12 protein-coding genes are annotated in these 13,055 nt (G+C 71.4%); 4 read left to right on the top strand and 8 right to left on the bottom strand.

Going from position 1 to position 13,055, the window contains the following annotated elements:
• Positions 1–181: 181 nt before the first annotated feature.
• The 8 genes from LLG88_02845 to LLG88_02880 form a co-directional block, all read right to left on the bottom strand.
• Positions 182–2,362 (bottom strand): S46 family peptidase, encoded by a 2,181-nt coding sequence (locus tag LLG88_02845; protein ID MCE5245845.1) that lies wholly within the window; start codon positions 2,360–2,362, stop codon positions 182–184.
• A 166-nt stretch (positions 2,363–2,528) separates the two neighbouring features.
• The gene (locus LLG88_02850; protein ID MCE5245846.1) at positions 2,529–3,509 is read right to left on the bottom strand and encodes a phosphatase PAP2 family protein; all 981 of its coding nucleotides are present in this window, start codon (positions 3,507–3,509) and stop codon (positions 2,529–2,531) included.
• Positions 3,496–4,476 carry an NAD-dependent epimerase/dehydratase family protein gene (locus tag LLG88_02855; protein MCE5245847.1) on the bottom strand — a complete coding sequence of 327 codons (981 nt, stop codon included), beginning with the start codon at positions 4,474–4,476 and terminating at the stop codon, positions 3,496–3,498. The genes LLG88_02850 and LLG88_02855 overlap by 14 nt, the downstream gene beginning before the upstream one ends.
• A gap of 4 nt (positions 4,477–4,480) precedes the next feature.
• The gene (locus tag LLG88_02860; protein ID MCE5245848.1) at positions 4,481–5,611 is read right to left on the bottom strand and encodes an N-acetyltransferase; all 1,131 of its coding nucleotides are present in this window, start codon (positions 5,609–5,611) and stop codon (positions 4,481–4,483) included.
• Positions 5,612–5,648: 37 nt separating this feature from the next.
• Positions 5,649–6,779 carry an aminotransferase class I/II-fold pyridoxal phosphate-dependent enzyme gene (locus tag LLG88_02865; GenBank protein MCE5245849.1) on the bottom strand — a complete coding sequence of 377 codons (1,131 nt, stop codon included), beginning with the start codon at positions 6,777–6,779 and terminating at the stop codon, positions 5,649–5,651.
• 277 nt (positions 6,780–7,056) lie between these two features.
• A complete protein-coding gene (gene serC / locus LLG88_02870; protein MCE5245850.1) occupies positions 7,057–8,145 on the bottom strand; it encodes a 3-phosphoserine/phosphohydroxythreonine transaminase in 1,089 nt (362 codons plus the stop codon).
• A gap of 93 nt (positions 8,146–8,238) precedes the next feature.
• Positions 8,239–9,132 (bottom strand): hydroxyacid dehydrogenase, encoded by an 894-nt coding sequence (locus tag LLG88_02875; GenBank protein MCE5245851.1) that lies wholly within the window; start codon positions 9,130–9,132, stop codon positions 8,239–8,241.
• A gap of 46 nt (positions 9,133–9,178) precedes the next feature.
• Positions 9,179–10,417, bottom strand: coding sequence for a DUF1015 family protein (locus LLG88_02880; protein ID MCE5245852.1), 1,239 nt, complete (start codon positions 10,415–10,417; stop codon positions 9,179–9,181).
• A gap of 177 nt (positions 10,418–10,594) precedes the next feature.
• Between LLG88_02880 and LLG88_02885 the strand changes: the two genes are divergently transcribed.
• The 4 genes from LLG88_02885 to LLG88_02900 all read left to right on the top strand — a co-directional run bounded on the left by LLG88_02885 (position 10,595) and on the right by LLG88_02900 (position 12,926).
• Positions 10,595–11,203 carry a Spy/CpxP family protein refolding chaperone gene (locus LLG88_02885; GenBank protein MCE5245853.1) on the top strand — a complete coding sequence of 203 codons (609 nt, stop codon included), beginning with the start codon at positions 10,595–10,597 and terminating at the stop codon, positions 11,201–11,203.
• 94 nt (positions 11,204–11,297) lie between these two features.
• Positions 11,298–11,858: an RNA polymerase sigma factor gene (locus LLG88_02890; GenBank protein MCE5245854.1), complete on the top strand. Its 561-nt coding sequence runs from the start codon at positions 11,298–11,300 to the stop codon at positions 11,856–11,858.
• Between the two features lie 64 nt (positions 11,859–11,922).
• Complete coding sequence (locus LLG88_02895) at positions 11,923–12,405, top strand: hypothetical protein (GenBank protein ID MCE5245855.1); 483 nt, start codon at positions 11,923–11,925, stop codon at positions 12,403–12,405.
• Positions 12,402–12,926 (top strand): hypothetical protein, encoded by a 525-nt coding sequence (locus tag LLG88_02900; GenBank protein MCE5245856.1) that lies wholly within the window; start codon positions 12,402–12,404, stop codon positions 12,924–12,926. Before LLG88_02895 ends, LLG88_02900 begins: the two co-directional genes overlap by 4 nt.
• Positions 12,927–13,055 lie beyond the last annotated feature (129 nt).

A 13,055-nucleotide genomic window follows, 5' to 3' on the forward strand; every position in this document is an offset into this window, starting at 1 on the left:
GGGGGCCGGCGATACCCTAGAGTTCCAGGGTTCGACGGCCCCCCCTCGACGACCGACCGACGACGCGAATAGGAACTCGTGGCCTTTCGGACGAAGAACGCCGAGAGGAACGCGGGAATGACGCGCGATCAGGATGCGCGGAAGACGCGCGGGGCCGCGGCTGCGGCCCCGCGCCCGGAAATCAGAAGCCGAGCTCGTGGAGAAGGTTGGTGGCCTGGTCCACTTCGGTGAGCGTCCAGAGCATGTAGCGGACGTCCGCGTGGATGGAGCGCGTGCGGACCGCGTCGAACAGGAAGTCGCTCGCCACCGTGTCGTACGTCCCGTCGAACAACAACCCCACCAGCTCGCCGCGCCCGTTCAGCGTCGCCGAACCGGAGTTGCCGCCCGTCGTGTCCACCGTGGAGAGGAAGTCCACCGGCACGTCCTTCAGCTTCGGGTCGAGGTACGGCGTCTTCTTGCCGGCGCGCAGCGCCGCGATCGCCGCGAGCTCCCGCGCCGGGGCGTTGAACTCGCCCGTCCCGGTCGCCTTCTGCTCGACGCCGGCGAGCGTCGTCTGCGGCAGGTACATCAGGCCGTCCTTCGTCGAAACGCCCTTCACCGTGCCGTAGGTGACGCGCAGCGTGCTGTTGGCGTCCGGCGCGAGGAGGCCGCCGTTCTTCGCGGTGAGCGCCTCGAGGTAGACCGGCGCGAGGCGGTAGCGCGCCCCTTCGCGCGTCTTGCCGTTCTCGCGGAGCTGGTAGACGGCGGGGTAGAGCTTCAGCGCGAACTGCACGAACGGGTCGTCGCTCTTCTGAATCGTCGCCGTGTCGGCCTGGAGCAGGGCGGCGCGGGCCGCCTTGTCGCCGAGCTTCGTCGCGCCGTAGAGCTTGTCGAGGAATGCCTCGGCCGCCTTCTCCGCGGCCGCCTTGTCCATGCCCGGCGCGAAGCCCGCGGCCTCGTCGATCGGGGCCACCCGCTGGTCCGCGGGAAGCGCGGCCGCCTGCAGCAGCGCGTAGCGGAGGAAGGCGCGGTCGGCGCGGGCGTCGTACGTCTTCTGCATCCGCTCCAGCCCCTCGCGGATCCGCGTCCAGTTGCGCTCCTGGAACTCCGGCTCGCGCGCGGCGTCCGGCTTCGGCCGCTCGAGCGAGAAGCGGTAGGCCTGCATCGCCGCCGAGAGCAGCGAGGAGCCGCCCGCGGTCCCCGTCAGCGCGGCGTCGCGCTCGCGCGTCTTGTCCTCGGCCGCCTGCAGCGCGTCGAGGCCGTCGAGCGCGGCGGCGAAGACCTGCCGCGCCGGGTTGGCGGCGATCCACGCGCGGAGCTCCTTCTCCTGCTTCTCCTTCAGCGCGAGGAGGCCGCCCTTGTTCAGCCCCTCGAGCACGCCGGCGTCCTTGGTCAGGCCGTTGTTGAGGCCGCGCTTGCGCCCCGCGAGCTTGATCGCCAGCTCGGGGTCGTTCTTCTCCAGCCCCTCGATGATCGCCAGCATGTCCTTGTAGGTCCGCAGAATCCGCGGCAGTCCCCACTCGGCGGTGGACTTCACTTCGGCGTAGGTCTGCAGCCGCTCGGTGCGGCCGGGGTAGCCGGCGACGAAGACGACGTCGCCCGGGGCGATCCCCTTGGGGTTGATCTTCAGCCAGTGCTTCGGATGGAACGGGACGTTGTCCTTGGCGAACGCCGCCGGCTTGCCGTCCTTGCCGACGTAGGCGCGGTAGAACGAGAAGTCGCCGGTCTGGCGCGGCCACTGCCAGTTGTCGGTCTCGCCGCCGAAGTTGCCGATCCCGGCCGGCGGGGCGTAGACGAGCCGGACGTCCTGGATCTCCATCTGCGCCAGCTCGAACCACTTCGCGCCGCCGAAGAACGACTGCACGCGGCAGCGCAGGCCGGTCTTCTCGCACGCCGTCGTGCGCTCCTTGACCCAGCTCTCCACCGCGTCGTAGCGGGCGCGGTCGTCGAGCTTCGCCGGCAGCGCGCGCTGCAGGTCGGCCGTCACCTCCTTGACCGAGACGGTGACGTAGACGCGCGAGCCGGGGCCGGCGAACAGCTCGTCCCCGCGCTCGCGGGCGAGGAAGCCGTCCACCAGCAGGTTGCGCTGCGGGGTGGAGTTGAACTGCAGCGCGCCGGCCACGCAGTGGTGGTTCGTGACGATCAGCCCGTCGGGGGAGACGAACGAGGCGCTGCAGCCGCCGAGGGAGACGATCGCCCCCATCGGGTGCCCCGTCAGGTCGGCGAACTGCTTCGGATCGCCGGTCCAGCCGAGCGCGCGCAGCCGCGGCGCGAGTTGGGGAATCTGCTGCGGCATCCACATCCCCTCCTCGGCGAGGGCCGAGGTCGGCAGGGCGCAGAGCGCGCCGACGGCGAACAGGAAACTCGAAACGACTCTCTTCACGGACCATCCTCCTGCGATCCGCGCGGGACGCCTGCGCGTCCGGCGCGGCCGACTTTTCAATCTAAGCGGCGCGGCCGCGAAACCGCGACCGGCGGACGTCCGCGGCGTCCGAACGGTCGCGAGGACGGCGCGAGCGGCGCCGCGGCGTTCGTCGTCCGCCGGCCCCTCAGCGCGGCAGCGGCGGCATCCGCAGCGCGCGCCGCGCCCGGTCGTGCGCGCGGTCGGCGCCCCAGGCGAAGAGCGCGCCGACGGCGAGGCCGGCCGGCACGTCCACGAGGTAGTGGGCCTTGAGGTAGACGACGGCGAAGAGCATCAGCCCGGTCACGACGCACATCGCGGGGAAGAGCGGCCGCGCGCCGCGCCGGGCGTAGTAGGTGTAGAGCGCCGCGACCGCGACGTGCGACGAGGGGAAGGCGGCGGCGTGGATCTCGCCCGAGCCGGTGAGGAAGAAGAGCAGGTGGTTGAAGACGTAGCCGTCGTAGAGCCGCGGCCCGAGCGCCGGCGGGAAGTAGTAGTGCGGCCCGACGACGGGGAAGAGCCAGAAGACGGCGTAGCAGCAGTAGAAGCAGAGCGAGACGGCGAAGACGATCCGCTCCGCCTCCTCGTAGCCGCGGCGCAGGAAGGCGACGACGAAGGCGACGAAGTAGAAGTAGTAGGCGAAGTAGGCGAAGCAGAAGATCTCGGAGAGCCATGGCCACGGCGCCGCGGCGCGGAAGGCGAGCGACGGCTGGCAGCCGAAGATCGACTGCTCGACGCCGGCGACGAGCGGGTCGAGCGCCGCGCCGTGGAAGATCGGCCAGAGGATCTCGATCTGCCGGTAGAAGACGTAGTACATGACCGGCGGGAAGGCGATCCGCAGCAGTTGGACGAGGCGGTTCGTCGAGCGTCGGGCGAGGAACCCCAAGAGCAGCGCCCCGGCGCCGACGGCGAGGCTGACCGCGATCTGCCCCGCGCAGCCCGGGACGCCGCGCGCCGCGCCGAGCGCCGCGACGAGCGCGGAGAGGATCGCGTAGGCGGCGACGAGCAGATCGAGCGGGCGGGGGAAGCCGGGCGCGCCGCGCGCGTTGCGGAGCGAATCGTCGTCGGACTCGCGCCGCGGGGCCGCGCCGCGCCCGCCGCGGAGCGGAGCGCGGTCAGAGCCAGCCATGCGCGCGGTACCAGGCGGCCGTCTCGGCGAGCGCGGCGGCGAGCGGCGTCGGCGCGACGAAGCCGAGGTCGCGCGCCGCGGGCGCCGTGTCGGCGACCCACGCCGGGGCGCGCATCTCGACGACCTTCTGCGAGCTGAAGATCTGCGGCTTCCCGGCGAGCCGCGCGAAGAGGTCGGCGACCGCCCCCGCGGGGGGCGCGACCCACTCCGGCAGCCGCACGACGCGCGCCTTCTTCCCCAGCGCCGCGGCGATCGCCAGGCCGAGCTCGCGCCACGTCACGACCTCGGGCGAGGCGACGTCGTAGACCGCGGCGCGCGGCGTCTCGGCCTGCGCCGCCCGCAGCAGCCCCAGCGCGAGGTCGGGGCCGTAGACGAGCGAGTAGTGGCGGTCGCGGCGGCCGAGCACCGGCAGGAAGCCGCGGCGCGCGATCTGGAAGTACTGCAGGACGTCCCGCTCGCGCGGCCCGAAGACGACCGCGGGGCGGCAAATCACCGAAGGAATCCGCTCGGCCGCGGCGACGACCTTCTCGCCCTCCAGCTTCGTCCGCCCATACCAAGTGAGCGGCGCGTCGGGGGCGCCGGCGGGGCGCGGCGCGCCCCCCGCGGGGCTCGGCCCGCCCGCGGCGAGGCTGGAGACGTGGACGAAGCGGCGCGGCGGCGCCGGCGCGGCGAGGCAGGCCTCGACGAGGGCGCGGGTGCCGCCGACGTTGACGCGGGCGAGGTCCTCTTCGCGGAACCCCTTGAGGGCCGCGGCGAGGTGGAAAACCCAATCGACGCCCTGCACCGCGGCGGGAAGCGTCTCCGGCGCGGTCAGCTCGCCGCGGACGATTTCGACGTCGAGGCCGGCGAGATTCTCGGGGACGCGCCCCGGCCGGACGAGCGCCCGCACCGCGTGCCCCTCGCGCCGCAGCAACTCGCAGAGGTGCGAGCCGACGAACCCCGAGGCCCCGGTGACGAGCGCGAGCATCGCGTCAGAGCGCGCGGTCGTAGATGCGGTAGACCTTCGAGCGCCGCGCGTTGATCCGCGTGAGCGGCCGGATCATCGCGTCGTTGGTCTCGAGGATCCAGCCCATCTCGCCGACGCCGTAGCCGAGCGGGACGCCGTTGGCGATCGTGCGCTGGATGAAGACCGCGTCGAGCCCCAGCCGCCGGTGCTCGGGCCGGATGCCGAGGGCGATCGTGCGCAGCCGGCTGCAGCCGGAGACCTTCAGCTTCCAGAGCAGCTTCGCCAAACCGAAGGGGAAGAGCTTCCCGTTGGCCAGCTTCAGCGCTTGGTTGGCGTCCGGCACGGAGATCGAGATCCCCGCCGGCTCGCCGTCCACCTCGCCGACGAACGAGACGCGCGGGTCGATCACCGGGCGGATCTCCTTGACGAGGTAGGCCAGCTCGGCGTCGGTCCAGGGGACGAACCCCCAGTTGTCCTTCCAGGCGTCGTTGTAGCAGCGGCGGACGAACTCCAGCTCGTTCTTCAGCTTCGACATGTTCACCTGGCGGATCTTGACCCGTCCGCGCGCCAGGATCTTCTCGACCACCGCGTCGAGCGTCCCCGCGCACTGCGGCCCCGTCACCTCGAAGGCGAAGAGGTCGATGCTCTTGGCCAGCCCGTTCGCCTCGAACTGCGCGGCGTAGTAGGGCGGGTTGTACGGCATCATCAGCGCCGGCGGGTCGTCGAACCCCTCGACGAGCAGCCCGAGGACGTCGTTGGTGGTGAAGTTCGTCGGCCCGCGCATGACCGACTTCCCCTCGGCGCGCAGCCACTCGCCGGCGGCCTCGAAGAGCGCCCGCGCGACGTCGGGATCCTCCGTCGCCTCGTAGAGGCCGAAGAAGCCGACGTTCGCCTCGTCCGCGTGGAACTGGCCGAAGCGGTCGTTGCGGATCGCGGCGATCGTGCCGACGACCTCGCCGTTCCGCCGCGCCAGCAGCGGCTGGATCTTCGCGTACTCGAAGACCGGGTTCTTGCGCGGATCGAGGAAGTCGCGCCGCTCCGTCAGCAGCGGCGGCACCCAGACCGGGTCCTTCGCGTAGAGCTTGAAGGGAAAGCGGATGAACGCCTCGACTTGGGCGCGCGAGGAGACCGGCTCGATCGTCAGGGAATTGGGCATGGCGGCGTCCGCGGGGCCGCGGGGCGGCCCCGCCGAATCACTTGATCAGGCCGAAGATCCGCCCGCCCTCGGCGAAGCGGTCGAGCGCCAGCTGCATCTGCTGGCGGGTGTGGCCCGCGGTGACCGAGATCCGCACGAGGCAGCGGCCCGGCGGCACGGCCGGGGGCACGACGGGGTTGATGAAGACGCCGTGCTCGCTCAGCCAGCGCCAGAACTTGAACAGGTGCTCGAGCTCCCCGACCATCACCGGGATGACCGGCGTCTCGGTCGGGCCGGTGTCGAACCCCAGCTCGTCGAGCCCCTTCTTCAGGAAGGTGGCGTTGTCCCAGAGCCGCTGGATCCGCTCCGGCTCCTGCTCCAGCACGTCGAGCGCGGCGAGGACCGCGGCCACGCTCGCCGGGGCGGCGGAGGCGGAGAACATGAACGGGCGGCTGCGGTGCTTGAGGAAGTTGATCGCCCGCTCCGAGCCGGCGATGAAGCCGCCGATGGCGGCCAGCGACTTGGAGAAGGTGCCCATGATCAGGTCCACCTTGTCGGTGAGCCCGAAGTGGTCCGCCGTGCCGCGGCCCCCCGCGCCGAGGACGCCGAGGCCGTGCGCGTCGTCGACCATGACCGAGGCGTTGTACTTCGCGGCCAGCTCGACGATCTGCGGCAGCTTGCAGATGTCCCCTTCCATCGAGAAGACGCCGTCGGTGACGATCAGCTTGCCCGCGTCGATCGGCAGCGCGGCCAGCTCCCGCTCGAGGTCCGCCATGTCGCTGTGGCCGAAGCGCACCGTCTTGGCGAAGGAGAGGTAGCAGCCGTCCACGATGCAGGCGTGGTTCATCTTGTCGGAGAGGATGTACTCGCCGCGGCCCGCGATGCAGGAGAGGACGCCGGTGTTCGTCTGGAACCCGGTCGGGAAGACCAGCGCCGCTTCCTTGCCCACGAAGCGGGCCAGCCGCTCCTCGAGCTCGAGGTGGATCGGCAGGGTCCCGTTGAGGAACCGCGAGCCGGCGCAGCCGGTGCCGTACTTGGCGATCGCCTCCATCGAGCGCTGCTTGACCAGCGGGTGGGTGGTCAGCTCGAGGTAGGAGTTGGAGCCGAGCATCAGCGTCGGACGGCCGTTCGTGACGACCTCGGTGTCCTGCCCGCTCTCGATCACGCGGAAATAGGGATAGATCCCCATCGTCTTCAGATCGTCGGCCAAGTGGAACCGCCGGCACTTGTCGAAAATCGAGGCGCGGTCCTTGGCGGTGGCGGGCCGGGCCTCTTCCTGCCCGGAGACGGGGGTCGTCGGTTGAAGCATTCTGTTCACCTCAATAAGAACGGTCAGCCCAAAGCAGCCGGCAGTTTACAACGGACGGCCCCGCGCCACGAAGAGCGGGGCGCCTTAGGGCGAAAATTGGCCCAAAAAGAAACGCCGCCGCGTCCGTGGGGGCGCGGCGGCGTCGCAGGGGCCTGTCTTACCCGTTGATCCGGGCGAATTCCTTCATGAAGTCGGCCACCGCCTGGACGGAGGCCAGCGAGACGGCGTTGTAGGTCGAGACGCGGATCCCGCCCGTCGAGCGGTGCCCCTTCATCCCGACCAGCCCGGCCTTCTTCCCCTCGGCCACGAACTTCGCGTCCAGCTCCTCGTTCGGGAGGCGGAAGACGACGTTCATCAGCGAGCGGCTGTCCTTGGCCACCGGGCCGCGGTAGAAGCCGTTGGAGCCGTCGATCGCGCCGTAGATGACCTCGCCCTTGGCCTTGTTGACCTTCTCCATCGCCGCGAGGCCGCCGTTCTTCTTCAGCCAGCGCAGGGTCAGGTTGGAGAGGTAGATCGCGAACACCGGCGGGGTGTTGAACAGCGACTCCTTGGCGGCGTGCGTCTGGTACTTGAGCATCGTCGGCAGGTCCTGGCGGCACTGGGCCAGCAGGTCGTCGCGGAGGATGACGATCGTCACGCCCGCGGGGCCGAGGTTCTTCTGCGCGCCGGCGTAGATCGCGCCGAACTGCTTGCCGTCGAACGGGTGCGACAGGAAGTCGGACGACATGTCGGCGACGAGCGGCACGTTCCCGGTCTTCGGGTACTCGTGCCATTCGGTGCCGTAGATCGTGTTGTTCGTGGTGATGTGGACGTAGGCGGCCTTCGGGTCGAGCTTCAGCTCGTCCTGCCGCGGGATCCGCGTGTAGCCGCCGTTCTCCTTCGTGTCCGCGGCGATGTTCACGGTTCCCTGGAGCTTCGCCTCCTTGACGGCGTTCTCGCTCCAGTGGCCGGTCACGACGTAGTCGGCCGCGCGGCCGGGGCCGAGGAGGTTCATCGGCAGCATCGTGAACTGCAGGCTCGCGCCGCCGCCGAGGAACAGGACCTTGTACTCGTCGCCGAGCCCGATCAGCTCCTTGACGTTGGCCATCGCCTCGTGGTGGACGGCGTCGTATTCCTTCGACCGGTGGCTCATCTCGAGGATGCTCATCCCGGTGCCCTGGAAGTCGAGCAGCTCGGCCTTCGCCTCTTCGAGGATCTCGAGCGGCAGGGCCGCGGGGCCCGCGCCGAAGTTGTGCACGCGCTTCATTCTCTTGTCCCTCCGTTGGGCCGGGGCGGACGGCGTCCGCCCCGCGCCGATTCGTCGCTTCCCCGGGCCGCCGCGCGGCGCCGGGGCCGGCCGCTACAGCTTGTTCTGGGCGAGGAGCCCGACGATCTGCTCGATCTGCTCGCCGATCCGCAGCAGGTTCTCCTTGGTGGAGGCGCCGATGTGGGGCGAGAAGAGGCACTTGGTGCTCTGGAGCAGCGGCGAGTTCTGCGGCGGGTCGTTGTACCAGACGTCGGTGCAGTAGGCGCCGACCTGGCCTTCGTCGAGGGCCGCCTTCATGTCCTCTTCGACGATCACCTTGCCGCGGCAGGTGTTGACGATCACCACGCCCTTCTTCATCTCGGAGAGCGTCTTCTTGTTGAGCATCCCGCGGGTCTCGTCGGTCAGCGGGGTGTGCAGCGAGAGGTACTGGGCCTGCGCGAACAGCTCCTCGCGCGTCGCCGCGCGGCGCACGCCGGTGGAGGCGAAGACGTCGTCCGGGAGGTACGGGTCGAAGGCCACGACGTCCATGCCGAAGGCGAGGGCGCGCTTGGCCACTTCGCGGGCGATCCGGCCGAGGCCGTAGAGGCCGAGCGTCTTGCCGAACAGCTCGGTGCGGGTCAGCTCCTTCTTGAGCCACTTGCCGGCGACCATGCTGTTGTGGGCTTCGACGATCCGGGCCGAAGCGGACGTCATCATCGCGAACGCCAGCTCGGCCACGGCGATCGAGCTCGCCTCGGGCGTGTTCTTGACGATCACGCCCTTGGACTCGGCGTGGGCGCGGTCCACGTTGTCGAGGCCGACGCCGCCGCGGATGATCAGCTTGAGGTTCTTGCCCTTGTCGATGAACGCCTTGTCGGCGGTCGTCTTGCTGCGGATCAAGGCCACGTGCGCCTCGGGGAGGCGCTCCATGTCCTTGGTCACTTCGCCGAAGCGGGACAGCTTCTCCGGCAGGGTCGCGTCGAAGGAGTCGCACATCAGGATCAGCATCTGCTCTTCTCCTGCTCCCGGGCGGGGAGCCCGATAGGGAACGTGGTCAGTCTTCGATCCGGCGGACGACGAGGCCCGAGCGGAGCTTCGGCTCGAACCAGGTGGACTTGGGCGGCATGATCTTCCCGGCGTCGGCGATCGCCATCAGCTGCTCGACGCTCGTCGGGTGCATCAGGAAGGCGACCTTGGCGTCCTCGCGGCAGCGGCGCTCGAGCTCGCCCACGCCGCGGATGCCGCCGACGAAGTCGATCCGCTTGTCGGTCCGCGGGTCCTCGATCCCCAGCGTCGGATGCAGCAGGTTCTCCTGCAGGATCGAGACGTCGAGGCCGCGCACGGGGTCGTCGGCGGGGAAGGTTCCCGGCTTCGCCGCGAGGCGGAACCAGCGGCCGCCGAGGAACATGCCGAAGCGGCGCGGGCCTTCCGGCCGCGGCGTCGCCGCCGGGGCGACGTCGAACCGCTCGCCGATCCGGGCGAGGAACTGCTCTTCCGTCAGGCCGTGGAGGTCGAGCACGACGCGGTTGTAGTCCATGATCCGCAGCTGGTCGTGCGGGAAGAAGACGGCCATGAAGAAGTTGTACGGCTCCGTGCCGTCGTGCTTCGGGTTCAGCGAGCGGCGCAGGGCGCGCACGCGGCTGGCCGAGGCGCTGCGGTGGTGGCCGTCTGCGACGTAGGTCACGTCCACGGCGGCGAAGCCGCGCTGGATCTCGGCGACCGCCTGCGGGTCGTCCACGACCCAGACCGTGTGCCCGATGCCGTCGTCGGCCACGAAGTCGTAGACCGGCGGCTTGGCCGTCTCGCGGGCCACCGCGGCGTCGATCTCGGGGCGCGCGCGGTAGGTGAGGAAGACCGGCTCCGCGTGGGCGTTCTGCTCGTCCACGTGGCGCGTGCGGTCGTCTTCCTTGTCCTTGCGCGTCAGCTCGTGCTTCTTGATCTTGTCGTTGTCGTACTCGTCCACGCTGGCGAGGGCGGTGATGCCGGTCTGGACGTGGTCGCCCATCTTCTGGCGGTAGATGTAGATCGCCGGGCGGCCGTCCTTGACGAGCGTGCCCTCGGCCACGAAGCGGTCGAGGTTGGCGCGCCCCGTCGCGTAGACGCGGGCGTCGTAGAGGTCCACGCCCTGCGGCAGGTCGATCTCGGGCTTGCAGACGTGCAGGAAGGTGTAGGGGTTCCCTTCCGCCATCCGGCGGGCCTCGGCGGAGTTGAGGACGTCGTACGGCGGCCCCGCGACCTTCGCGGCCAAAGCGGCGGGCGGACGGTAACCGCGGAACGGGCGGACATCGGCCATGGGTAAGGATTCCTCCGGCGACGAAAATGTGGGGGGCGGCCGCGGTGGGTTCGGCCAACCCACGAAACCGGCTAAGTGTGGCACAAATCGCCTGCTTTTTCCGGCCCGTTACCTTCTCCGGGGGCGGGGCGTCTCCATGGCGTGAGGGGACCGGAGATCCCCGACGAAGGAGACACGATGAAGACGCTCGCCAAGTCGTTGACGTTCCTCGCCGGTCTGGCGCTCGCCGCCGGGGCGGCCTACGCCGCCGGCGACCCGCCGCAGGCCGGTCCCGGCGCCCCGCCGCCGCCGCCGGGCTGCCCCTGCATGCAGCAGGGCATGGGCCCCGGCTGCGGGATGGCTCCCGGCCGCGGGATGGGTCCCGGCATGCAGGGCAAGATGGGCCGCCGCCACGGTATGCGCGGGGACCACGGCTTCGGCTTCGGGCCGTGGATGGCGCGCGAGCTGAACCTGACCGCCGACCAGCAGACGAAGATCAAGGGAATCGCCGACGCCCGCAAGGACGCCCTCGAGAAGGCCGCGAAGGGCGCGGCCGACGCGCGCGAGGCGCTGCGGCTGAAGGTCCACGACCCCGCGGCGAGCGAGGACGCGGTCCGCGCCGCGGCGACGGCCGCCGCGCAGGCCAAGGTCCAGCTCGCCGTCGAACGGCACAAGATGCTCGTCGAGATCAACGGCGCGCTGACGCCGGAGCAGCAGAAGCAGCTGCAGGACCTGCGGGCGAAGATGCCCGAGCGGCGCGGCCAGCGTCGGCCCGGGATGCGTCCGCGCGCGGACGTCGCGATGTGAACGTCCAAGCGACGGCGCCGCGGGGGCGGGATGCCGCCCTCGCGGCGCCGTCGCCGGGCCCGTTCGGTTATGCTGCGGTCGGCGGAAGAGAAGAGTGGCTGGAGCGGAGCAAAACCGAACGGACCTCGAGGAGTTGCTCGCGGCCCGCGCCGGGGACCAAGACTCGGCGCGGCGCTTCGTCGAGCGGCACGCGCCGGTCCTTCGACGCGTCGCCCGATCGCTGGTCGGGGACGCGGCGTTGGCCGACGACGCGGCGCAGGAGGCGTTCGTGGCGGCCCTGACGACGGAAGCCCTGCCGCACGGCGACGTCGGCGCGTGGCTGCGCTCGGTCGCCGCCCGCAAGGCGCTCGACGCCGTCCGCGCGCGCCGGCGGCGCCCCGAGGCGCCGCTGCCGGAGCCGTCCCAGCCGTGGGACGAGCCGGCCGCGCCGGCGGCCGATCCGGGAACGGCGCTCGATCTGCGCGCGGCGATGGGCCGCCTCTCGCCGTCCGACCGGGCGCTGGTGACGATGGTGGACGCGCTCGGCTGCAGTCTGGCCGAGGCCGCGTCGGCGCTGGGAATCGGGCCGCTGGCCGTGAAGATGCGCGTTCATCGGGCGCGTCTGCGGCTGCGGCGGCTGCTTCAGGAAGGCGCGCGGGCGGGGGAACGGGAATGACCGCCGCGCGGCGCGCTTCCGGTCGCGCGGGACGCGGCCGGATTCGCGGAACGGAGGACGGGCGATGAGCTGCCATCGGGCGCGGAAGGCATTGGACCGCGGCGCGGCGCGCGACGCCGCGGCGCGGGATCGGCTCGAGACGCACGCCCGCGGCTGCGCCGACTGCCGCGCCGAGCTCGATCTGCGCGCGGCGCTCGCCGCCGCGCTTGCGGCGCCGGCGCCGGCGTCCGATCCGCTCTTCGTCGCCTCGACGCTGGCGCGGGTCCGCGCGGCGCGGGACGCGGCGCCGCAGGACGCGTTCGCCGAGAGCCTCTTCGCGGTCGGTCGTCGTTGGGCGCCGCGCCTGGCGCTCGCCGCGGTCGCGTTGGCGGCGATCGCGGCGTGGGCCGGCGGCGGCGTCGCCGCGGCGCAGGGCAATCAGGACGTCCTCTCCGGTCTCGCCAAGGTTGAACGCGCGGACGGCCCGACCGACGTGCCGCTGCTCGACGGCCTCTTCGACGCCACGTCCACCGAGGACGCGGGGAAGACCGGGCGGGAGGGCGCGTGAGCGACGAACGCGAGATCCGCCCCGAAGCGGACGCGCCGCGCGTCGCGCCGCGGCGCTTCGGCGCGCGCGCCGCGCTCGTCGTGGCGTTGGTCTTCGCGCTCGGCGCGGTGTCCGGCGCCGCCGTCGCTTGGCTCGTGCGCCAGCGGATCGACGTCGCGGCGCTCGAGCGCGACCGGCGCGGCCGCGGTCCGATGCTGCGGCAGCTCGCCGTCGAGCTCGATCTCGACGCCGCGCAGCGCGAGAAGATCGGCGCGATCCTCCGCACCCATCGGGCGGAACTCGCGGCGATCGCGGACCGCGTCCAGCCGGACGTGCAGGCGGTGATGGAGCGGATGCGGCTCGAGATGCGGGCCGCTCTCCGGCCGGACCAGCAGCAGCGGTTCGACCGGTTGATCGCGACGCACCGCATGCTCGACCGGATGCACCACGGTCCGGGCGGCGGCCGCGGCCGGGGTCACGGCCAGGGGCCGGATCGCGGTCCCGACGACGGACCGCCGATCGTTCCTCCTCCGCCCGACTGACAAGGTCGTTAGTCGCGGGAATGGAACGAACGAAGTTTCCCCATCCGCGCGGGCGGTTCGCCGCGGTAGAATGAGCCATGGCCATCGACTACCGCGAGAACGATCCTTCGCTCCCGCTCGACCAGCTGG

The sequence above is a fragment of the bacterium genome, from assembly GCA_021372775.1.
Lineage (GTDB): Bacteria > Acidobacteriota > Polarisedimenticolia > J045 > J045 > JAJFTU01.